At 47.1% G+C, this 20,833-nt stretch carries 22 protein-coding genes and 1 pseudogene; 12 read left to right on the top strand and 11 right to left on the bottom strand.

Features of this window, described 5'->3' with window-relative positions:
• Positions 1-11 precede the first annotated feature (11 nt).
• On the top strand, positions 12-104 hold the full coding sequence (gene grpE / locus RMO27_RS23975) for a nucleotide exchange factor GrpE (RefSeq protein ID WP_396133758.1): 93 nt from the start codon (positions 12-14) through the stop codon (positions 102-104).
• 77 nt (positions 105-181) lie between these two features.
• On the top strand, positions 182-373 hold the full coding sequence (locus RMO27_RS18945; RefSeq protein ID WP_309735418.1) for a hypothetical protein: 192 nt from the start codon (positions 182-184) through the stop codon (positions 371-373).
• Positions 374-451: 78 nt separating this feature from the next.
• On the opposite strand, the gene RMO27_RS18940 is transcribed toward RMO27_RS18945, so the two are convergent.
• Positions 452-1,378, bottom strand: coding sequence for a cobalamin-binding protein (locus RMO27_RS18940; protein WP_309735414.1), 927 nt, complete (start codon positions 1,376-1,378; stop codon positions 452-454).
• Between the two features lie 61 nt (positions 1,379-1,439).
• Between RMO27_RS18940 and RMO27_RS18935 the strand changes: the two genes are divergently transcribed.
• Together RMO27_RS18935 and RMO27_RS18930 are read left to right on the top strand one after the other, a co-directional pair.
• Positions 1,440-2,042, top strand: a complete 603-nt coding sequence (locus RMO27_RS18935; RefSeq protein ID WP_309735412.1) for a chromophore lyase CpcT/CpeT — start codon at positions 1,440-1,442, stop codon at positions 2,040-2,042.
• Between the two features lie 153 nt (positions 2,043-2,195).
• Positions 2,196-2,501 carry a YkvA family protein gene (locus tag RMO27_RS18930; protein WP_309735410.1) on the top strand — a complete coding sequence of 102 codons (306 nt, stop codon included), beginning with the start codon at positions 2,196-2,198 and terminating at the stop codon, positions 2,499-2,501.
• A 115-nt stretch (positions 2,502-2,616) separates the two neighbouring features.
• Here the strand turns inward: RMO27_RS18930 and RMO27_RS18925 are convergent, their stop codons facing one another.
• Together RMO27_RS18925 and RMO27_RS18920 are read right to left on the bottom strand one after the other, a co-directional pair.
• On the bottom strand, positions 2,617-4,005 hold the full coding sequence (locus RMO27_RS18925; RefSeq protein ID WP_309735408.1) for a Rieske 2Fe-2S domain-containing protein: 1,389 nt from the start codon (positions 4,003-4,005) through the stop codon (positions 2,617-2,619).
• 131 nt (positions 4,006-4,136) lie between these two features.
• Positions 4,137-4,841 carry a HEAT repeat domain-containing protein gene (locus tag RMO27_RS18920; RefSeq protein WP_309735406.1) on the bottom strand — a complete coding sequence of 235 codons (705 nt, stop codon included), beginning with the start codon at positions 4,839-4,841 and terminating at the stop codon, positions 4,137-4,139.
• Between the two features lie 174 nt (positions 4,842-5,015).
• On the opposite strand from RMO27_RS18920, the gene RMO27_RS18915 reads away from it, so the two are divergent.
• The 5 genes from RMO27_RS18915 to mrdA all read left to right on the top strand — a co-directional run bounded on the left by RMO27_RS18915 (position 5,016) and on the right by mrdA (position 10,048).
• A complete protein-coding gene (locus tag RMO27_RS18915) occupies positions 5,016-6,239 on the top strand; it encodes a 4-hydroxy-3-methylbut-2-enyl diphosphate reductase (RefSeq protein WP_309735422.1) in 1,224 nt (407 codons plus the stop codon).
• A gap of 223 nt (positions 6,240-6,462) precedes the next feature.
• Complete coding sequence (locus RMO27_RS18910; RefSeq protein ID WP_309735404.1) at positions 6,463-6,765, top strand: DUF6464 family protein; 303 nt, start codon at positions 6,463-6,465, stop codon at positions 6,763-6,765.
• 233 nt (positions 6,766-6,998) lie between these two features.
• A complete protein-coding gene (locus RMO27_RS18905) occupies positions 6,999-7,238 on the top strand; it encodes a hypothetical protein (RefSeq protein WP_309735402.1) in 240 nt (79 codons plus the stop codon).
• A gap of 15 nt (positions 7,239-7,253) precedes the next feature.
• Positions 7,254-7,928, top strand: coding sequence for a DUF1345 domain-containing protein (locus tag RMO27_RS18900; RefSeq protein ID WP_309735400.1), 675 nt, complete (start codon positions 7,254-7,256; stop codon positions 7,926-7,928).
• Between the two features lie 236 nt (positions 7,929-8,164).
• On the top strand, positions 8,165-10,048 hold the full coding sequence (gene mrdA, locus RMO27_RS18895) for a penicillin-binding protein 2 (protein WP_309735398.1): 1,884 nt from the start codon (positions 8,165-8,167) through the stop codon (positions 10,046-10,048).
• A 65-nt stretch (positions 10,049-10,113) separates the two neighbouring features.
• Here mrdA and RMO27_RS18890 read toward each other — a convergent pair whose 3' ends face one another.
• Positions 10,114-10,308, bottom strand: a complete 195-nt coding sequence (locus tag RMO27_RS18890) for a hypothetical protein (RefSeq protein WP_309735396.1) — start codon at positions 10,306-10,308, stop codon at positions 10,114-10,116.
• A 217-nt stretch (positions 10,309-10,525) separates the two neighbouring features.
• On the opposite strand from RMO27_RS18890, the gene RMO27_RS18885 reads away from it, so the two are divergent.
• On the top strand, positions 10,526-13,066 hold the full coding sequence (locus RMO27_RS18885) for a mannose-1-phosphate guanyltransferase (RefSeq protein ID WP_309735420.1): 2,541 nt from the start codon (positions 10,526-10,528) through the stop codon (positions 13,064-13,066).
• A gap of 183 nt (positions 13,067-13,249) precedes the next feature.
• Positions 13,250-13,720 carry a hypothetical protein gene (locus RMO27_RS18880; RefSeq protein ID WP_309735394.1) on the top strand — a complete coding sequence of 157 codons (471 nt, stop codon included), beginning with the start codon at positions 13,250-13,252 and terminating at the stop codon, positions 13,718-13,720.
• Positions 13,721-13,762: 42 nt separating this feature from the next.
• Here the strand turns inward: RMO27_RS18880 and RMO27_RS18875 are convergent, their stop codons facing one another.
• Positions 13,763-14,020 carry an ArsR/SmtB family transcription factor gene (locus RMO27_RS18875; protein WP_396133757.1) on the bottom strand — a complete coding sequence of 86 codons (258 nt, stop codon included), beginning with the start codon at positions 14,018-14,020 and terminating at the stop codon, positions 13,763-13,765.
• Between the two features lie 120 nt (positions 14,021-14,140).
• The gene (locus RMO27_RS18870) at positions 14,141-14,311 is read right to left on the bottom strand and encodes a metallothionein (protein ID WP_309735390.1); all 171 of its coding nucleotides are present in this window, start codon (positions 14,309-14,311) and stop codon (positions 14,141-14,143) included.
• 255 nt (positions 14,312-14,566) lie between these two features.
• Between RMO27_RS18870 and RMO27_RS18865 the strand changes: the two genes are divergently transcribed.
• Positions 14,567-15,580, top strand: a complete 1,014-nt coding sequence (locus tag RMO27_RS18865; protein WP_309735388.1) for a type I glyceraldehyde-3-phosphate dehydrogenase — start codon at positions 14,567-14,569, stop codon at positions 15,578-15,580.
• Positions 15,581-15,834: 254 nt separating this feature from the next.
• Here the strand turns inward: RMO27_RS18865 and RMO27_RS18860 are convergent, their stop codons facing one another.
• The 5 genes and pseudogenes from RMO27_RS18860 to RMO27_RS18840 all read right to left on the bottom strand — a co-directional run.
• Positions 15,835-16,974, bottom strand: a complete 1,140-nt coding sequence (locus tag RMO27_RS18860) for a glycosyltransferase (protein ID WP_309735385.1) — start codon at positions 16,972-16,974, stop codon at positions 15,835-15,837.
• A gap of 487 nt (positions 16,975-17,461) precedes the next feature.
• Complete coding sequence (ffh, locus tag RMO27_RS18855) at positions 17,462-18,859, bottom strand: signal recognition particle protein (protein WP_309735383.1); 1,398 nt, start codon at positions 18,857-18,859, stop codon at positions 17,462-17,464.
• 548 nt (positions 18,860-19,407) lie between these two features.
• Positions 19,408-19,560 (bottom strand): annotated as a pseudogene (locus RMO27_RS18850) (ISKra4 family transposase); the annotation flags it as partial.
• A gap of 221 nt (positions 19,561-19,781) precedes the next feature.
• Positions 19,782-20,126 carry a hypothetical protein gene (locus RMO27_RS18845; RefSeq protein ID WP_309735381.1) on the bottom strand — a complete coding sequence of 115 codons (345 nt, stop codon included), beginning with the start codon at positions 20,124-20,126 and terminating at the stop codon, positions 19,782-19,784.
• 339 nt (positions 20,127-20,465) lie between these two features.
• Positions 20,466-20,833 (bottom strand): hypothetical protein (locus RMO27_RS18840; protein WP_309735379.1); only part of this gene is annotated, 368 nt, incomplete at its 5' end.

The raw sequence follows: 20,833 nt of genomic DNA, 5'->3' as shown, positions 1-20,833 counted from the left end.
CAGCTGGGCTAGTGATCGATGAGTTAAAGCGCGGTTATACTTTGGGCGATCGCGTGTTACGGTTGGCACAGGTGAAGGTGGCGGTGGCATCTAATTTTAACTAGTCTCGACTCTGCTGCCGAATTTGGGCGAATACGTTATGGTTGAGAAATCCATCACGTATTCTTGAAGCATAGAAATCATGACGGTTGAATCTCAGATCGATCGAGTCACGTCGCCACTAGCAAATCCTCAGCTTGAAGATCGGGCGGTATCGATCGATCTTACGAATGAGTCGAAACTAGAGGAGCCAATTTTATGTCCCCATTGTCTGCGGACGGCTAATAATGGGATTAAGTGTAAGGGTCTTTGTGTTGCTGACAGCGATTACTAGACTCAGATATTAGTAATAAGCTAATCGGCAAACTATCAAGTTTCTACACGAGTTGATTGTACCATCGACCCATTTTTATCAAAACTTAACCCAACCAGTTTGATGATGGCCGTAGTTACAGACTTGGGGATTGAGAATTTCAGTCAGAATTTCTAATGATTCGACCAGTCTGGGGCCAGGACGATTGAAATAAGCATTACCATCAGTGATATAGACTCGATCGAGCTTGACTGCTGGGAGATTTGCCCACTGCGGATGTTGTGTAAGCGGTTGGGCTTCGATGCGAGTGCGATCAAGATCGAAACCACACGGCATGAAAATAATCGTATCGGGAGCGGCAGCAACCAATTCATCCCAACTAATGCGCGGTGAATGTTGTCCGGTGATGCCACCAATTGGTTCGCCGCCAGCCATCTCCACCAATTCAGGAATCCAATTTCCTGCCAACATTAGCGGATCTGTCCACTCGATACAGGCAACTTTAGGGGGATTGGATCTAAGATTTTGACATTGAGTTTGACAGGTTTTAACTCGCTGTTGTAGAGCTGAAACGATCGATTGCCACTCAACATTCAAAGTTTCTCCCACACGTTGAATATCCGCCCACACATCCGCGATCGTATCGGGTTGAAGTGAGATAATTTGCGGGTGACTATTGGTTAATTTGGCAACGGCTGTTTCCACTTCCGAAAAACTTACGGCGCAAACATCGCACTGGTCTTGAGTGATAATGTGAGTAGGCTGCAATCGGGTTAATGTGTCGAGATTAATGTCATAAATACTCATGGCCGCAGCGAGTAATTTATCGACTTCTTGGTGAATCTCACCACTCGACTGTTGAGTCGAAAGCCGTGCCGACGTACAGATCGCCAGATCTTTAATCTCCAGTGGATAGTCACACTCATGGGAAATTCCCACCAATCGATCGATTAAGCCCAAACCAGCGATAATTTCCGTGGCACTTGGCAAGAGTGAAACTAACCGGAGCGGTGCTAATTGGGTCATAAAATTGTGAAAATAAAGATCGGGCAGTGCCAATAACAGTAATCAATAATAGACCGCCACTATGACTCATTCTACCGATATTCCGACTCTGGCACGCTGGATGGCTGGAGATTTTAGCAATCAAGCTCAGGCATTTGAAAATCCCCCATTTTTCGCGCATATTCGGGTGTGTATGCGTCCCTTGCCATATGAGTTGTTTGGTGGGGTGAGCTTATTTCTGGAGCAGGCTTATGACTTTATGCTCCAGAATCCCTATCGTTTGCGGGTGCTAAATTTTGCGATCGTCAACGATCGGATCGAAATCGAGCACTATACGATCGATCCAGAAGCCGAATTCTACGGAGCCGCCCGCAAACCAGAACTGTTTGCCCAACTCACCCACGATAAAATTATTAAAATGCCTGGTTGTACGATGATTACCGAATGGACTGGCAGTACCTTCAAGGGCTATGTGGAACCTGGAAAGGGCTGTAAGGTGACTCGCAACGGCAAAGATACTTATTTAGATAACAGCTTTGAAATTAGCCCTGGGCAGCTTATCAGCCTCGATCGCGGTCGCGACATCCACACCGACGAACATATCTGGGGATCGATCGCGGGGCCATTTGAATTCACCCAGCGGGTCAGTTTTGCCGATGAAGTCCAAGTCGAGCAAGTTACCTAGCCTCTGATTATCCCCTACCCTCTAACCCCTAACCCCTAACCCCTAGCTAAGGTGTGGACGCTACTACAAAAATATCAGTTTTCCACACCTATCAGATTTAAGAGAAGTAGAGGATGATAGAAACAGCTCAGAAATAGCTCAAAGGAAACCAACATGAACTTTTCCATCCAATCGATTTACAACTGGTATCGCGACTTGCTACGTAATCCCAAATATCGTTGGTGGGTAGTAGCCGGCTCCATTGTTTATCTCGTTAGCCCGATCGATATTTCCCCCGATATTTTCCCGGTCATTGGTTGGATTGATGACGGTATTGTCATCTCATTGTTAATTGCTGAAGTTTCCCAAATTGCCAAAGAAAAGTTGCAAGCACACAATCCTAGAGCTGACAAAGCCACAACATCAACAACCTCCGTTAACGATGCTCCAGTTGATGTTCAAGCAGTTCAAGTAGAGTAGTTAGTTGATAGTTGATAGTTGATAGTTGATAGTTGATAGTTGATAGTTCCAAACTATCGCTAGTAAGAAACCTGACTTCTTGAAGAAGTCGGGTTTCTGATTTTGGTCGATTGTTTTACTTTCGATTGCGAGCTGGCATCCGATCGCCTCGTTCTAGCTTGATTTGCAACTTATCACAGATCGTCCAACCGATCGATCCAACCACTACAAAGCCGATTGATATGAAGGCAGTAAGTAGTGTATTTTCACCGCCAGCTAGCGCGAAAATCATCGTACTTATCCAGGCAATTAGGGCAACGATAACGATCGCTTGTTTGGCCGTTTTGAGATTTCGATGTGCCGTACTGCAACTATGACAATGCTCGGTATGACTGTGATACCGATCGAGTAATTGCTCGGTAGCTAAAGCAGGCTTAAAAGTTTGACCGGGGAAAGGATCGGCCTGATAATTATTCAACCATTGGCGATATTCAAACACGAAGCGATCGGCTTTGGTCGGTAGATAAAATGACTGACTAAAGCTTTCGCTACCACCACTTTGTTCGAGATAGCGTTCTTGATGGTGCAAGAAAATTTGGTCGTCCTCTAAGATCGCATTATTACTAATATGCGAATACCATTGGGGCGTCGCACTAATCACAAATGCCGGAATCTTACTCGCAAACTTGAACGGAAATCTGGCAAAAATTCGACATTCACCCTTCCGCGTTGGCGTGGCATAAACGACCGTAATCGTCTCGCCAAACTGCTGGGATTTGAGTTCGTGCCACATCAGGCAGGGCGCGATAAAAGTGGTATCTTGTCGGCCTAGTGTCCCTTTGCGCGGCCCCTCTTGCCAAGCCCCGATCAAGCCAGACTTGTCTGATGAAATCACTTCCAATTCTACCGGACCAGCATTCGATCGCTTCCCGACACTATTGTGATGCGTGTAGGGTAAATGACTCGGATCGAGGACGTTTTCGAGTAGAGTTGCCGCATCGTAAGGCAAATCGCGGAACGTATTTAACACGATCCAGCCATCCGTCGGTTTGCCATCTACCATCGGTACCGGCATCAGCGGGACTGATGTCTGCTCTGCTCTGGCAGGCGTCCCAGCATAGATAAATAACAATCCCTGCTCCACAATCGTCGGTAGCGACTTGACACAAGCGCGGCGGGAAGTTTCCGCCTGGGCATCTGGTAGTTGCTGCGGGATGCGATCGCAAGTACCCTCGCCGGTAAATGCCCAACCATGATAGGGACATTCAAGTAAACCATCTTCAGCGATTCGGCCTTCGGATAGTCGCGCCAATCGATGGGGACAGCGATCGTCAAATGCCCGCCAAGCTTGCGCTAGAACATCCCACCAAATCACCAAATCTCGATCGATCAAGGTAAACGGTGTGGGCGCGATCTGACTGAGATCCTCAATATAAGCGACTGGATACCAAGACTCGATCGGGTCGAATCTGCTCGAATCGTCTCCGCCTGCGGTCATTTGTGCTGCCAAAACTGCTGCTGTCATAAATGCTTTACCCAATGGAAGAGAACCGCTTTACACTTCTTTATATTTAAGATAGCAATTGTTTGTAGATTGAGGCAATTCGGACTAGTTTATTTGCAGGCGGTTGATGATGTTGAAGATTAAAACTTAGGCTAAGGTCGCCGATCTGCCAATGGAATAGAAGAGAGTTTATCGCCCATGGCATACGCAGCATTCGATCGCACTTCTTGGTTCCCATGTTTCAGCAGTGGCATCAGGCTGGGAACGATCGATTCATCCCCTGGGCTGATGTGTCCCACGGCTAATGCTGCTTGTTTTTGCACCTCTGTACTGGGATCGTCGAGCAGTGGCAGTAGATGTGAGATTGCCGACTTAGCCGATCTTCCCATTTGCCTCAGCCCGTATGCTGCCTGCGATCGCGTCAATTCATCTAGATCTGTGAGCCGTAGAATCAGATGTGGTATTGCTTCTGCGCCTGCACCCATTTTTCCCAAGGCAAACACTGTACTATCAAACACTTCTGCATTCAGATCGTCGAGTAGTGGAGTTAGATGGGGAATCATCAAGCTTGCCTCGCCTATTTCTCCCAAAGCAAATGCTACCATCGCTCGCATCTGAGCATCGCGATCGTCGAGTAGCAAAATAAGTTGAGGTAATACCGACCTTGCCTCGGAACCAATTAGCCCCAATGCTTGTACCGCACGCGCTCGTCCGCCCGGATATTTGAGGAGATCGATAAGTTGGGGTATGATTGCTGCGCCCATTCTGGCGATGCCATGCTTCAGCTCGGGATAGATTACTGTTTTACCATCCTTCAATTTTTGAATTACTAGATCGGGATCGTAATATTTAACCATGCTGTTTTAGTTGAGATCGTGAGATTGGCTCGACAATCGAGCCATTATGCTTGGTATTGGGAGGCAAGTTTTAAAATATGCAATATGGACGATCTCCCAAACTCCCAGAAACATTTAAACAACCCACTCCGATATAATGCTAGTACCGAGTCACTAGCCACCAGCCGCCCCATCATGGACACCAAAGCTTTTAAAAGATCGCTCAATCAATCAGACAACTATCATCGCAAAGGCTTCGGACATCAAGCCGATGTGGAGGTGGTTTTAAAATCAGAATATGAAAGTGATTTAATCAAAGAGATTCGCGATCGCAACTATACGCTCACTCGCGGTGATGTGACAATTCGACTTGCCGAGTCCTTTGGGTTTTGTTGGGGGGTAGAAAGAGCCGTTGCGATTGCTTATGAAACGCGCCAACATTTTCCTACCGAACGGATCTGGATCACCAATGAAATCATTCACAATCCTTCGGTCAACCAACGGTTGCGGGAAATGAATGTGCAATTTATTCAGGTCGAAGATGGGATCAAAAATTTCGATCCGATCGATTGTGGTGATGTGGTAATCTTACCGGCCTTTGGTGCTAGCGTCCAAGAAATGCAACTGCTCAATGACAAAGGTTGTACGATCGTCGATACGACTTGTCCGTGGGTATCTAAGGTCTGGAACACGATCGAAAAGCACAAGAAAAAAGACTATACTTCGATTATTCACGGTCAGTACAAGCATGAAGAAACGGTCGCGACGAGTTCTTTTGCTGACAAGTATTTAGTCGTATTAAATATGGCTGAAGCTGAATATGTAGCCAACTATATTTTAAATAATGGCGATTCTTCCGCTGAAAAATTGCAACGTCGCGATGAATTTTTAGCCAAATTTAGTAATGCTTGCTCTGCTGGCTTCGATCCCGATGTGGATTTAGCAAAAGTCGGCATCGCCAATCAGACAACTATGCTCAAAACCGAAACTGAAGCGATCGGGAAACTGTTCGAGCGGACGATGATGAAAAAATATAGCACCGCCGAATTAAACGACCATTTCCAAAGCTTCAACACGATCTGCGATGCTACACAGGAGCGTCAGGATGCCATGTTTAAGCTCGTCGATGAACCCCTCGATCTGATGGTCGTCATCGGTGGCTACAACTCATCCAATACCACGCATCTTCAAGAAATCTCGATCGAACATCAGATTCCTTCGTATCATATCGATAGCGATATCCGTATTTTGGCTGATAATCAGATCGAACACAAACCATTATCTAAAGAACTCGAAATTACCAAAAATTGGCTGCCAGCAGGTAAAATTACGGTCGGTGTCACCTCAGGAGCTTCCACACCCGATCGCGTCGTCGAAGCGACGATCGAGCGGATATTTGCGACGAAAAGCGCAGGTTAATACCGCTCGATCTCTGATATTTTAGCTCGATGATGTCCGCGATCGATGTGTTTATTATTACCGATTGAAACTCATGAATCGGTAATAATAAAAATCAACGACTCCCGACTATCAAGTAAATCCACACTAAATCTTTTGATAATTTTCTTAATCTTTAATAAAAGTACTGTTTTCTCACCAAATTAGCAGGTTATCATATTAGTTATGAATTGAGGTGTCATGGGTGCTCCACACACTATTAGCTATTTTCACAATTACGTTACTATTGCTGACCTGCTCGTGGTTGAGCTATTCTCAGCGATTGCGCGCGCGGAGTCGGCGGCTGACGATGACCGAGCCTAGCTCCAATCGCCGCTTTTATAAACGGGTAAATCGCGATCCCGAAGAGCAATACATTGAGGGGGTCGGCTATGTCATTGGCGATTTGAGTTGCAGTTACAATGCCAGATCTCCCTATATTCGGTGTGCCGTCAATCCAGATGGTCTGTGTCAAGATTGTCGCCATTACCATCAAAAGGAAGATTAGATCTGCATCAAGCGCGCCAACTGGTGTATCGATTTAGATCGATACACCAGTTGGCGCAGTCTCGATCGCCTAAAATGTTTAATTTGACAGAGCCGCAGTGCAACTCTAATTCAGTAAAATCGAGATGCTAGCTACTTAAGCTTGGTATTTACTAAATTGGGTCGATCCTGGATTTATCCACAGTCTGGAGGATGGGGCAAATGCAAATTATCTGTTCGATAGCTTTAATCTTAATGAATGGGGCGTACCTATTTGTATCCTACAATATGGATGAAATGGTCGTCGATGAGATCGAACCAGCAATCGAAGAAGTAGTCATGATTCTCCGCCCAAGTATGAATTTAGAGCTGGCGGATATCTTAGATCTAGATATTTTCGATTTTGATGTTGAAGAATTAGCTGCTAGCAACGAACATCGTGGTTCGATCGCGAGCAACTTTCATCGGATTGAAGATGGTGAAAAGCTCCACTAAAGCGATCGAAAATGAATGAACTCTCAATCAAATCATAAATTTCCGCACAAATTTAGCATTCGCCCCCGACTGTGGATCTCGCTGGCGATTGCGGGTGTCGTCGCCATCCTCTTACCAAATTGGCTGTATTGGACGACTCGCATCCTGTGCGTGTGGGATGTAGTCATGATTACCTTCCTAGCTTTGACCTGGCGATTGATGATTCGGGCGACTCCAGCCATGATGCAAAAGTTGGCACTCAAAGAGGATGAAGGGCGGTGGATTATTTCGATTGCAATCGCGTTCGCTGCTTGTATCAGCCTAGTGGCAGTGGGTGCGATCCCTCACGACAAAAAAGCGGCCACGGCGATTTTGGTGATGCATGTAGCGATATCAATCCTGACAATTGTCGGTTCGTGGTTGTTGGTACATACCATTTTTACCCAGCATTACGCTCATCTGTATTATCAGGGCGAGAAAACGCTAGCCGAACGCCAATCCTCAGGGCTAGAATTTCCTGGCGAAATTGAACCAGACTACTGGGATTTTTTATATTTCTCGTTTGTAATTGGCATGACGGGGCAGGTATCAGATGTGAATGTGACCTCGCGCCAAATGAGAATCTGGAGTTTATTTCATGGTATTTTGTCGTTCTTTTTTAATACGACGATTCTAGCGATCTCGATTAACATAGTTGCAGGGCTGATTTAAGCGATCGACCATATCGGCAGTCGCGAGTACTGGCAAATAATAGCGATCCAATCGCCATTAAAGATCGGTCTCCCCATCTCCCCTTTCCCCAGTCCCCTTTCAATATCTCCAATACAGCAACGCCCTCGATCTAAGTGCGGTATCCCCTACTCAGAGAAATGACTGGGATCGGCTAAGATCCCAACTATCGATCCAGTCAAAGACTCGATCGACCCCCTCAAGTTAAGCTTAATTTTATGCAGAATCGGTTCTCTGACAAAATGTCTGGCGATCTCTCCGGTAGTGAATTTGGTATTTCTGGCTTCTATCAAAAAAAACGCACCGTCGGACAGGGTCGTCAAGCTTGGGTACTAATGACCATCGTCGGACTGGGATTGCTCGGCGGGATCGGTTCGCGGCTGGGTTATCTGCAACTCAGCCAAGGCACAAGAAATCGTCAAATCGCTGAAAACAATCGCGTCCGCACCGTCGCCAAACCCCCAGTACGCGGTAATATATACGATCGCAAAGGCCGGCTGTTGGCTGGTAATAAATTATCGCACTCAATCTTTGTGTGGCCGTTGGCGACCAAACGCGAGAATTGGCTCCAGACTCGCAAGCGGGTGGCGGAAATTTTGGATCTCGATGAAAACGCGATCGAAGCTAAGATGACTGGATCGCGGGTTAATTCCACCAATCGGGTCAGAATTGTGCGCGACCTGACTGACGCTCAGATCACCAGACTGCAAGAATACGGAGCCGAAAAAGAGGGGATCGATGTCGATATCGAGTCGGTACGTTATTATCCCGGCGGTCAGCTTGCCGCTCACGTCCTCGGCTACACGGGGGAAATGAACGATCGCGAACTGGACGAACGGCGATCTCAAGGTTATCGATTGGGTGATGTTACTGGCAAAATGGGGCTAGAATCGACCTTAGAATCTCGACTGCGAGGCGAGTGGGGTGGTACCCAAGTGGAAGTAGATGGCAAGGGTAGATTGCAGCAATTTCTCGGCCAGAAAGTTTCTAAACCAGGGCAAGATGTCAATATCACCCTCGATCTCGATCTCCAAAAGGTCGCCGAAGAAGCAATCGGCAAACATAAAGCCGCAATCGTGGCGATGGACCCGCGCACGGGCGAAATTTTGGCGATGGCTAGTCGCCCTGCCTTCGATCCCAATTCACTCTCAGGACAGATTTCGCCAGCAGTCTGGAAGCAATTGCAAGGCCAGGATCATCCCTTTGTCAACCGCGCCCTCAGTCGATTCCCACCCGCAAGTACCTTCAAAATTGTCACTACTACCGCCGCGCTAGAATCAGGTAAATTCAAACCCGAAGATCGGCTACAAACTTATGCTTCGATCCGGGTTGGCGGTTTTACCTTCGCCGATTGGAATCACGCAGGGTTTGGGGTTCAAGGCTTTCCTGGTGCGCTGAAATGGAGTAGTGATACCTTCTTCTATCAAGTCGCCCAACGGGTCGGGGGGCCAACACTGATCGATTGGACGCGGAAATATGGATTTGGCAAAAAAACTGGCATCGAACTCCCCGAGGAATCTAAGGGTCTAGTTGCGGACGATGCCTGGAAGCAGCTCAACTACAAAATGCCCTGGTCGATCGGCGATACGATTAATATGTCGATCGGTCAAGGTTTCTTGCAAGCCACGCCGCTACAAGTCCTTGGGATGTTTGCCATAGCTGCCAATGGTGGCTACCATGTCAAACCGCATCTCGTCCAAGATGCTAGTAAGCGCGAATGGCGCGAATCGTTAAATCTCAAACCCACGACGCTAGCCACGATCCGCAAAGGTTTGCGGGAGGTCGTCGATGGCGGTACGGGTGCGGTGATGAATTCCGAAACGATTCCTAAGGCGGCTGGTAAAAGCGGTACGGCCGAAGCGCCACCAGGTCCTTCGCACGTCTGGTTTGGTTCTTATGCCCCTGCGGACAAACCAGAAATCGTCGTCGTCGCTTTTGGGGAACATACGGGCGGCGGTGGCGGTAAAACTGCCGCACCGATGGTCTTAAAGGTGATGGAAGCTTATTTTAATGGTGGCAAGCCATTGCCCGTGAAGGTAGAAAAAGATGCGGCTGGTACTCAAGTAGCACCGCCAAAAAGACGCAATCGTCGATCGAGATAGATATTGACCGAGCTAGGCATTTCCAGTAGGGGCAATTCATGAATTGCCCCTACTGGAAATTAGGCTCAATCCCCACCTTTTAAAGCCTTATTGAAATTCTGACGATAGGAAGCATTGACTACATAACAAACTGGCCAGAGCAAAGCCAGCACGATCTTGGTCGGGAGCGTGCGTTGATAGTTAGTCCGATTGAAGTTGCGCGAAAATCTCCAGACGCCATAACCATAGGCTCCAACCAAACCGATGACAACGAAATTCATAAGTCTTGCTTAAAATTTTGAGTGATGACGAGCGATACAGAAGTCGATCGCGAAATTGGCTTATCGTGACCATCTACACTCTATTTTAGCCCGATTCCCAAGCTATCGATTGCGCTCGATATATTAACCTATGCGATCGCGTCGGACACAGGTTTAAAAAATAGCAGCACAATTAAGATGTATTGGGTAAATACCCCCTAGAAAAGAAGATATGCAACTGCGCGCAGTATTGATGGCTGGAGGTTCTGGAACGCGGTTGAGACCTTTAACCTGCGAACTACCCAAACCGATGGTACCAGCGATCGATCGCCCGATCGCCGAGCATATTATCAATTTGCTCAAACGCCATCTGATTACCGAAATTATCATCACCGTCCATTACCTGCCAGAGGTGATCCAAAACTACTTTGGCGACGGGAGTGAATTTGGGGTCAAAATTCACTATGCGATCGAAGCAGAACGTGCTTTGGGCACGGCGGGCTGCGTCAAAAATGTCGAGGAAATTTTGGGCGGGACATTTTTGGTGATTAGTGGCGATAGTCTTACCGATATCGATCTCACCAGCGCGATCGAATTTCACCGCAGAAAAGGTGCCAAAGCCACAATTATTTTGACGCAGATTCCTTATCCAGTAGATTTTGGAGTCGTCATTCTCGATGACAACCAGCGGATTCGACGGTTTTTGGAGAAGCCTTCGGCGAGTGAAGTCTTTTCGGATGCCGTGAATACGGGGATTTATATTCTCGAACCCGAAGTTTTAGACTATCTCCATCCCGATACCGAAGCCGATTTTTCCCAAGATTTATTCCCGCAACTGCTGGCGCATGATATCCCGATGTATGGTTATATCGCTGAGGGGTACTGGTGCGATATCGGTCAACTCGACACCTATCGCGAAGCTCAGTACGATGCGCTGCGCGGCAAAGTCAAGCTGGACTGGCCATTTCCCGAAGCTAGTCCGGGGATTTGGATCGGGGCGAATACTTATATCGATCCGACCGCCCAAATTGAGGCTCCAGCAATGATTGGTGCCAATTGTAAAATTGGGGCGCGGGTCAAAATCTCCGCCGAGACGATCATCGGCGACAATGTGGCGATCGGTCGCGGTGCCAATCTCAAACGACCGATCGTCGGGAATGGCTCGATTATCGGCGAGGATGCCCAGCTGCGGGCGTGTGTGCTGGCGCGGGGAGTCCGGATCGGTCGGGGTGCTCAAGTGCTCGAAGGAGCCGTTTTGGGCGCACTGGCAACTGTCGGCGAGGAAGCCCAAATCAACCCGAATGTCCGCGTTTGGCCGAATAAGGAAATCGAACCGCTCGCGGTACTCAATCTCAATCTGATTTGGGGACAGATCGCCCACCGCAATTTGTTTGCCCAGCGGGGCGTCCAGGGCTTGGCCAATATCGATATCACGCCCGAATTTGCCGTCAAACTGGGTGCCGCTTATGGTTCTACGCTCAAACCAGGCTCCCAAGTTACCGTCTCCCGCGATCAACGCAATGTCTCGCGGATGGTGTCGCGATCGCTAATTGCTGGCTTGATGTCGGTGGGAATTAATATCCAAGATCTCGAAGCTACCGCCATTCCCGTCGCCCGTAAGATTATTTATGCCCTGCATCAGCGTCAAGATGAAGTCACGGTCATCGGCGGGCTTCACGTCCGCCTGCATCCCGATCGGATGGATTCGATCCTGATCGAATTTTTTGACGATCGTGGCATCAATATCTCGACAACCCAAGAGAAAAAGATCGAATCGGCTTATTTCAAAGAAGATCTTCGCCGCGCGCGGATTCCCGAAATTGGCGATGTCAATCGGTTTTCTCAAGGGATGGAAATTTATAAATCGGCCTTCCAAAAACAACTAAATATCGACGCTATTCGTCATGCTGGTACTAAAGTAGTCGTCGATTATGTTTATGCCGTTTCCGGTGCGATCCTGCCGATCCTGTTATCCAAATTTGGCTGCGATGCCGTCGTCCTCAATGCCAGCCTCAGTCAACTCTCCCTCACCACCAGCGAACGTGAAGCCCTATTAAACCAACTCGGGCATGTCGTCGTCGCGCTCAAAGGTTCCTTCGGCGTCCAAGTCTCCGCCCATGGCGAGCAATTGATCCTCGTGGACGAGGAAGGTGTGCCCATTCGCGGGGACATGCTGACCGCCCTGATGGTGCAAATCGTCCTGACAGCTTATCCTGGTGGTACGGTGGTGGTACCAGTCCAAGTCTCCAGCGCGATCGAACAAATCGTCCGCCGTCACGGGGGCAAAGTCAAACGTACTAAAGCCAGTCCCACCGCTCTGATGGAAGCTTGTCAACAGTTACCGAATGTCGTCCTGGGTGGCAGCGGTGAAATGGGCTTTATTTTCCCCGAATTTCATCCCGGCTTCGATGCGATGTTCTGCATCGCCAAATTGATCGAGATGCTCACCCGCCAAGATCGATCGCTCAGTAGCATCCGTGCCGAGCTACCGCGCGTCTTTTATCGCAGTCACGCCCTCCGCTGTCCCTGGACGGCCAAAGGCGGCTTGATGCGCCACATCCTCGAAAATCATCAGCCTGAATATCTAGACACTGAAGATGGGGTCAAAATCATCAATTATCAAGACGATCGCTGGGTGCTAATTCTCCCCGATGCTGGCGAACCGTTGGTACATATTTATGTCAATGGGAATGATCGCAATTGGGTCGATGAAACGATGCGCGAATATCGTCAGCAGGTGCAAGATTTTATCGAACAATACCGCCAAACTAGTGATTAGGCTTTAGGTTTTAGGAATAAGTATTTTGCCGCCAGATCTCGATATTTACTGTCTTACCAAATTGAGAAATAATGAAACGATCAATAAATTTATCGATCGTTTCGATCTGGAACCTCATTCACCACTCTACCGTCTTTCGATCTATCCTAATTCCTGCTTCATCTAAATTATCTATCAACGATCGTGAAAAAAATTCAGGTCATCTCGATCGGTTTAGCTCTATCTCTCTGGCAAACTGGACTATGGGCACAACCGGAACCTCAAGAGATAACGCTCGTAAGTAGTCCCGCCGCTGCCAGAAAATTAGTTGGCAGACATAAGCTGAACCTGCAATGGATTGGGTCAGAAAATTGGTCGGAGTTTGGGAATATTAAAGTAATCGATCGACAAGGCATCATGCTGATTAGAGGTCAACAAACTAAAGGCGATGACTATCTCCAGATCGATGGCAGGATTCTAAATATCGAAGATAAACAATTTACGTTTCAAGGTAAGATCGTCACGCGAGTCAGTCATATCAATAAAGGACAATCTTGCGAACGCAATGGAGAAATGGTTTTTAAAATCACTGAAAATCGGAAATATTGGCGATTACAGCAAATGCTAAATCCGTGCGATCCGGTGACTGACTATGTTGATATCTTCATGCGGTAACTAACACTAGATCGATAACGCGCTCAGATTGGGACTGCAAAATTATTCATCCAAATGCTCGGATACCGTCCGATACAAATCGAAGACATGACGATCGAGCAGTTGATAAAATACATGTCGTCCCTGCTTTCGATAGCCAACCAATCTTAATGCTCGCAATGTTTTGAGCTGATGCGACACCGCCGAATCGCTCATCGCTAATGCAATTGCCAAATCGCCGACACAGAGTTCGGTTGTTGCCAATAGTGAAAGTATTCGCAGTCGATTGGGATCGGCTAGCAATCCAAAAAAATCCGCCATCCGCTGCGCTTTTTCTAAACTCAGTGCAGGTGGATGAGCGGGCTGAATGGGAGTTGAATGGGCATCGCAAGCTAGTTGCTCTTGATTTGAGGAATCTGCATTCATCTGAATAATTCGGTGTTATGCAGCGCAGGTACAACCACTGCGTCCGCAAGTTTGTCCGTTGGGATGACCATCGGCGCAAGCTTGACTACAGTAGCTTTTGCCATCTTTAAGTACTGCTGTTTCGAGGGAAACGTTGCACAGACAGGAGGAGTTACACGCGCATTTGACTTGAGTTGCGTTAGTCACGATCGAGTACCTTTTGTGATTACTTATCTAAGATAACACATGAATACCTGTTCATGCATTAAGTTATTTTAACTGCTGGCAGATGGTCGAGATTACATCCTGGAGTTGGGGACTCGATCCATCGCTCCAAGCCCAAAAGCCCCATCCATACATCGACAAAGTTATAGATAAAGTTATAGATGTGTATAGTTTGCGATATGATCTGGTTTTATCACTGGTTATAACGTAAGTTTTATAAAAAGAGGGCAAGAGGCTGTGATTAGAGTAGCGATTAATGGGTTTGGGCGGATCGGACGGAATTTTATGCGGTGCTGGCTCGGCAGAAAGAGTAGCCACATCGAAGTTGTCGGCATCAACGATACTTCCGATCCGCGTACCAACGCACACTTGCTCCGATACGACACCATGTTGGGCAAATTTGATGCAGAGATCAGTGCTGATGACAACACGATTACGGTCAACGGTAAGATCATTAAATGTGTATCCGATCGCAACCCCGATAACTTACCTTGGAAAGAATGGGCGATCGACCTAGTGATCGAGTCTACAGGTGTATTCATCAGCCATGCTGGTGCTTCCCGCCACATCAATGCTGGTGCAAAAAAAGTATTAATTACCGCACCAGGTAAAGATGAAGATGGCACATTCGTAGTCGGCGTCAATGAAAAAGACTACGACCACAACAAGCATTTCATCATCAGTAATGCTAGTTGTACCACCAATTGTCTCGCCCCCTTTGCTAAAGTCCTCAATGACAACTTTGGCATTATCAAAGGGACGATGACCACTACTCACAGCTACACCGGCGACCAACGCTTGCTGGATGCTTCCCACCGCGATCTGCGTCGGGCGCGGGCAGCGGCGATGAATATCGTCCCCACATCTACTGGTGCGGCTAAAGCCGTATCGTTGGTCTTACCAGAACTCAAAGGTAAGCTCAATGGGATTGCCTTGCGGGTACCTACTCCCAACGTCTCGGTCGTCGATTTGGTGATCAATGTTGAGAAGAAAACCTTCACCGAAGAAGTCAATGCGACCCTCAAAGCGGCCGCAGAAAGCTCGATGAAAGGAATTATGGACTTCTGCGAGTTGCCACTAGTTTCGAGCGATTTCAAGGGTACTGATGCCTCTTGTACGATCGATTCTAGTCTGACGATGGTCATGGGCGATGATATGGTCAAAGTGATCGCTTGGTATGACAACGAGTGGGGCTACAGTCAGCGGGTAGTCGATCTCGCCGAAATCGTTGGTGAGAAATGGGTTAAATAGTGGATGGTGATTAGTGGATAGTGGATAGTTTATCGATTAATTATTACTGACCTAACGAAAAGAAGCCTCATCACTTTGTGATGGGGCTTCTTTGTCAATTAACAAATGAATTGCTGTTAAATCAAATAACCACTATTCACTAATCACTATTCACTAACCACTAATCACTATTCACTAATCACTATTCACTAATCACTAATCACTAATCACTATCCACTATCCACTATCCACTATCCACTATCCACTATTCACTCTCAACTTCCTAACGCTTCGGCATACAATTGCTCATGCATCTGCACGATCGAATTTAGATCGTAATTAGCGATGTGCTCAGAGCCTAGTTTAGTCATATTGATCGATTCTTCGGGTCGATCGAGTACCCAGGACATTGCGGCACCTAAGCCATCGACATCTCCCACATCCACCAATCGTCCGCAGCCACCTTCAAGTAAATCTTGGGTACCGCGAATTTTGGTGCCAATTGTCGGCGTTGCCAGTGCTAGGGATTCGAGCACGCAGCGAGGTAATCCTTCTTGGGCAGACACGAGGATGTTCGCACTAGCAGCACTCATTAATACCGGAATATCTTTGCGATTGCCTAAAAAGTGGACGCGATTGGCAACACCTAATTGTGCGGCTAACTGCTTCATTTTGTCCATCAGTGGTCCACTCCCCGCAAACGCCAAATGTACATCCACGCGAGCTAATTTTGCAAATGCGGCGATCGCATCGACATGGTGCTTGCGGGCGGTAAATTCGGCTACCGAAAGCAATAATCGATCGCGACTGCCCAAGCCCAATTCCTGACGTACCTGCGCGATTGCCGACTCAGGTACGGCATGACGATTATAGTACTTCAAATCCACACCAATCCCTGGCATATAACGACAGCGATCTGCGGCCAATAATTGATAATTTACGGCAGCTTCTTGATCTTCATGATTGATCGTGACTAAATAATCTGTCCACTTGCCAGCAGATTTTTCTAAATTAATAAAGGCTGTATTTTTCAAAGGATTGCCGCCCTCAAAAAAATGAAATCCGTGGGCTGTATAAATAACTTTGAGTTTTAATTGGTGGCGCAAATCTTTGAGTGCATAACGGGTGACAAAGGCCGCCACTGGAGTATGAACATGCACGAGATCGTATCGTTCTCTCGTAACGATCTCCCGAATTACTGGTGGTGCAGACAATAAATTGCGCGGATCGAGCGGATTGCGAGACCACTGGACGTCCCAGACTCGATCGAATCCCTCTACGCACTCAGGATTAGCCGAAATTCCACAAGCCATGGCATCTACTTGCCATCCCTGCGCCCGAAAATGAGCGGCAAAAGGCAACAGAAAACTTCGGAGCGTACTCGGAACAGTCGTAACCATTAAAAGTCTGTTCATAACAATCGATGTGGGATCGGGGGGTAGCAATATGAGACGAGCGATGCCGTTGGCAGTAAATTGAAAACTAAAAAAACCGATCTCCCGATCTTGGATACACGGCGCGATCAGAAATTTCCGTCAGCGATGCACCCAGGGAAAATTAAAAAACCCCATCGGAGTCACCTAATTTAAGTAACGATCGATACAATCTAGCGATCGGCAATTACATGGCGGATAGTGGCTTAGTATATCAATCTAGGCTTGATCGTCCATCCGAGAATTTACTTACTCGGATCGAGATCCTGACCTATAGATGACTAGAATACCCTTCTCGGTTCCATTTTGTCGATCGATCCTTTGTTTTATTATTCCCAATATCTGAGTCGATGCTGCGTGCCCATGAAATCCCAAATTCGATCGGGCTGAGAATTATCTGCTCCAATGATTAAGGGTATGTCAAATGGCATACCCTCTCTACCGACAATAGATCGTCACCACACAATTTCTACAATGTCCCGAAACCCTTTTTCTTCTTTTTCGCCTTAGTAGGTAAGCCTGGTTGACCACCACGCGCGCCAGGATTGCTACCACCCATCCCAGGGAAATTGCCCATACTCATCTGTTGCATCATGCTCCGCATCCGCGTGAATTCGGCGATCAGCTTGCTGACATCACTTTCGCTATAACCGCAACCTTTGGCAATCCGGCGGCGGCGGCTGGGAGTACTCGCAAGTAAATCGGGATTACCGCGTTCTTCTTTGGTCATCGACTGAATCATCGCTTCAGCCTTTTTGAGCTGGTCTTCGCCCTGTTTCAGTTGATCGTTAGAGATTTTGCCCATGCCTGGAATCATCTTGAGCAGGCCGCCCAATGAACCCATATTTTTCAACATCCGCATCTGTTTGATGAAGTCATTGAAGTCAAATTTGGCTTCGAGGATTTTTTCAGTTAATTTTGCGGCATCGGCAATATCAAAATCTTCCTGGGCTTTTTCTACCAGCGTCAGGACGTCGCCCATTCCCAGAATCCGCGAGGCCATCCGCTCTGGATAAAATGGCTGGAGAGCTTCGACTTTTTCACCCACCCCGACAAATTTGATCGGTTGACCGGAAATCGCTCGGACAGAGAGCGCCGCACCACCGCGCGTATCCCCATCTAACTTGGTCAAGATCGCGCCGGTAATCCCGATCCGATCGTTAAATGTCATCGTCACATTTGCAGCTTCCTGACCGATGGCCGAGTCTACTACCAACAGGATTTCATCGGGTTGAATTGCCGCTTTGACATCAGCCAATTCCGTCATCATTCGATCATCGATCTGCAACCGTCCGGCAGTATCGACAATTACCACATCTACGCCCAGTTCCCGCGCCTTGGCGATACCTTGACGGGCAATTTCGACGGGATTGGCATCCGTACCCATATCGAACACTGGGACGTCAATTTGCTTGCCCAGCGTGATGAGCTGATCGATCGCCGCCGGACGATAAACGTCAGTTGCGACCATCAGTGCTGTGCGATTTTCTTTGCGTAAATGCAGCGCGAGTTTCGCCGTCGCCGTAGTTTTCCCCGCACCTTGCAAACCCGCCATCAGAATCACTGTCGGCTTGGTACTGGCATTCGCCAGGGGACTATTTGTTTCCCCCATCGTCTTGACCAGTTCGTCATAGACAATCTTGATAAATTGCTGGTCGGGGCGAATTCCCGAAACTACGTTCGCGCCCTGAGCTTTGAGTTCGACTTCCTTGACAAAGTTTGTGACCACCTGGACGTTTACATCAGCCGACAGCAAGGCGCGGCGGACTTCCTTGAGTGCGTCTTGAATATTCGAGGACTTGATCTTGTCCTTACCGCGCAACTTTACCCAGGCTGATTCTAAACTTTCGGCTAATTGGTCAAACATAATCAGAAATTAACAGTTATCGAGGAGCAGTCTATTGGCTCTACCTCTAGTGTAATGGATGCGAAACAACCTTCAACCGATCGACTCAATCTGGGTGCTCGATCGGCAAATCTCCAACCAAAGCTACCCCAGATCCTGGCCATAAATATGTTTCGGCTTGCTTCAACCGCTTCATTAAACCACCGACCTTGGGAACACTGGGTCAGATCGCCAACAATTTACCATTGCCGATCTTTAATGTCGCTGTTCACTATCCAACAGAACATCAACGTCAATATCATCGTGCTTCGATGTTTACTATTGGTAATATCGCTCTGTTTTCATGCTTCGATTGGGATTTTATTCCATGCTCTTTACCGGCAGCAAATAGATCATTAGAGTGTTTCTGAATATCTCTAAATATACTTTTCCGTAAATTATCTAAGTGTTTTTCACATGCTAAATATACAGTAGCTAGGCTATTATATTTCAGAACATTATCATATGCAGTCGATCGATTGAACACTGGCTGAGATGAGGCATCAAGGAGGGAGCATCCCGCTTTTTATTTAGCGATCGCAAATTAACCCATTAAGGTAAGCGCAGCGATGCGCTAATACTTGATCAACATTTTCAGATTTCCACTGTGCTCCAGAAATTTTAGTCCAGCAGTCGATCTGTTTAATTGTAGGCTCAATAGAGCCAGAACTAATGGAACAAATTGGCAAGATCCTTATTGCCGATATACAAAAGTTCGGCCATTAGGACATGACTTGTTTCCTAAAAGCCTTACCAATAATACCTTACCAACAAAAAGCCCTCAATGAGGCTTGAACTCATGACCTCTTCATTACCAATGAAGTATCAGCAATGGCTAAGAACTATACAGAGAAAGGCTTACGGTGAGCATCTGAAGTAGACAGTGGGTGAAACAGTGGGAAAGTCAGATTTTACCTGCTCTGACGAACCACCCGATCGCACCTCCGACAGTAGCGGTGAAGATGACAATCGCGATCTGTTTCCAGTTCTTCAACTCCCCAACCTTCTCAGCTAGATCGCCAACTGCTTTGGTATTTGTTTCGAGGTTGGTAATTTTGGCGTTAACTGTCTCAAACTTGCCTAACACTCTAGTTTCGAGGGTATCGATCCGCCCATCCAGTTTGGTAAATTTAAGGTCTGTGTTCGCAAACCCCGCGTCTACCTTTTTATCGATCGCCTCGATCTTCTTATCCAGTCCCAAGATAAGATCTTTCAATTCCCTGATGTCGATGTCTGTTACTTGGGTCATAATATTCAGTAAGTACTTTGTTTACTATCGATCGCGCTGCTAGTAACAGTCCTTCGATCGATCTAGCCCTCGCCTTCACTGGTGGGGGCTATTTCGATTATAGGGTGATGTGGAGTATTGCAAATAACCAGTACAAAGGAACGACCCGCGACTTTGATAGTCCATTCACCGAAACCCTTTTCTTTGGCAGTGAGAAGCCCCGATCTAACGATCGGCACTCGACGACAAAATATAGATAAAAACAGTGGGCGAAGTCGTAGGCGATCGCATCATCAACTTATGTATTGAAAATGAATTAACTGTCATTCAGGTTTCAATTTTTTCGAGATAAGTATGACTCTAGAGTGTTAACCGTCTGCATTGATTCGAGCAGTTTACTTTGAGATAATAACCCAGATCGATCGGAGAATGAACGATTGAACGATCCTCTTTTAAGAGAGGATTAATTTGACTAGAGCGATCGATTCTTTCTTTCAAAGTATCAAGAAGACTTTCATGTGCTTGAAGTGCAGTATCAGCTATGCCACCAAATCTTTTAGATTCAATTTGAGCAAATGATCTCATTGATAGCTTATCTCGATCTATACTTGCTTTTAAAGCGTCGATCAAACTTTTACCTGCTAAACCACTAAGCTTTACAGCATTAACTTGAGCAGTCGAGCGATCTAAGACAGGTTGAGATAAGGCATCAATAAAAATTTGTTCAA

Source organism: Chamaesiphon sp. OTE_75_metabat_556 (genome assembly GCF_031378165.1).
GTDB lineage: Bacteria > Cyanobacteriota > Cyanobacteriia > Cyanobacteriales > Chamaesiphonaceae > Chamaesiphon.
The sequence above is the reverse complement of the archived record's forward strand: the minus strand, read 5'-3'. Positions and strand labels throughout refer to the sequence as shown.

Coding starts and splice junctions, on each gene's coding strand:
- RMO27_RS18930 (WP_309735410.1), top strand. CDS start 2,196: ATGAACTTTTCCATCCAATCGATTTACAACTGGTATCGCGACTTGCTA.
- RMO27_RS18925 (WP_309735408.1), bottom strand. CDS start 4,005: ATGACAGCAGCAGTTTTGGCAGCACAAATGACCGCAGGCGGAGACGAT.
- RMO27_RS18920 (WP_309735406.1), bottom strand. CDS start 4,841: ATGGTTAAATATTACGATCCCGATCTAGTAATTCAAAAATTGAAGGAT.
- RMO27_RS18940 (WP_309735414.1), bottom strand. CDS start 1,378: ATGACCCAATTAGCACCGCTCCGGTTAGTTTCACTCTTGCCAAGTGCC.
- RMO27_RS18845 (WP_309735381.1), bottom strand. CDS start 20,126: ATGACCCAAGTAACAGACATCGACATCAGGGAATTGAAAGATCTTATC.
- RMO27_RS18945 (WP_309735418.1), top strand. CDS start 182: ATGACGGTTGAATCTCAGATCGATCGAGTCACGTCGCCACTAGCAAAT.
- ffh (WP_309735383.1), bottom strand. CDS start 18,859: ATGTTTGACCAATTAGCCGAAAGTTTAGAATCAGCCTGGGTAAAGTTG.
- RMO27_RS18905 (WP_309735402.1), top strand. CDS start 6,999: ATGAATGGGGCGTACCTATTTGTATCCTACAATATGGATGAAATGGTC.
- RMO27_RS18860 (WP_309735385.1), bottom strand. CDS start 16,974: ATGAACAGACTTTTAATGGTTACGACTGTTCCGAGTACGCTCCGAAGT.
- RMO27_RS18915 (WP_309735422.1), top strand. CDS start 5,016: ATGGACACCAAAGCTTTTAAAAGATCGCTCAATCAATCAGACAACTAT.
- RMO27_RS18935 (WP_309735412.1), top strand. CDS start 1,440: ATGACTCATTCTACCGATATTCCGACTCTGGCACGCTGGATGGCTGGA.
- mrdA (WP_309735398.1), top strand. CDS start 8,165: ATGCAGAATCGGTTCTCTGACAAAATGTCTGGCGATCTCTCCGGTAGT.
- RMO27_RS18875 (WP_396133757.1), bottom strand. CDS start 14,020: ATGGCGGATTTTTTTGGATTGCTAGCCGATCCCAATCGACTGCGAATA.
- RMO27_RS18900 (WP_309735400.1), top strand. CDS start 7,254: ATGAACTCTCAATCAAATCATAAATTTCCGCACAAATTTAGCATTCGC.
- RMO27_RS18890 (WP_309735396.1), bottom strand. CDS start 10,308: ATGAATTTCGTTGTCATCGGTTTGGTTGGAGCCTATGGTTATGGCGTC.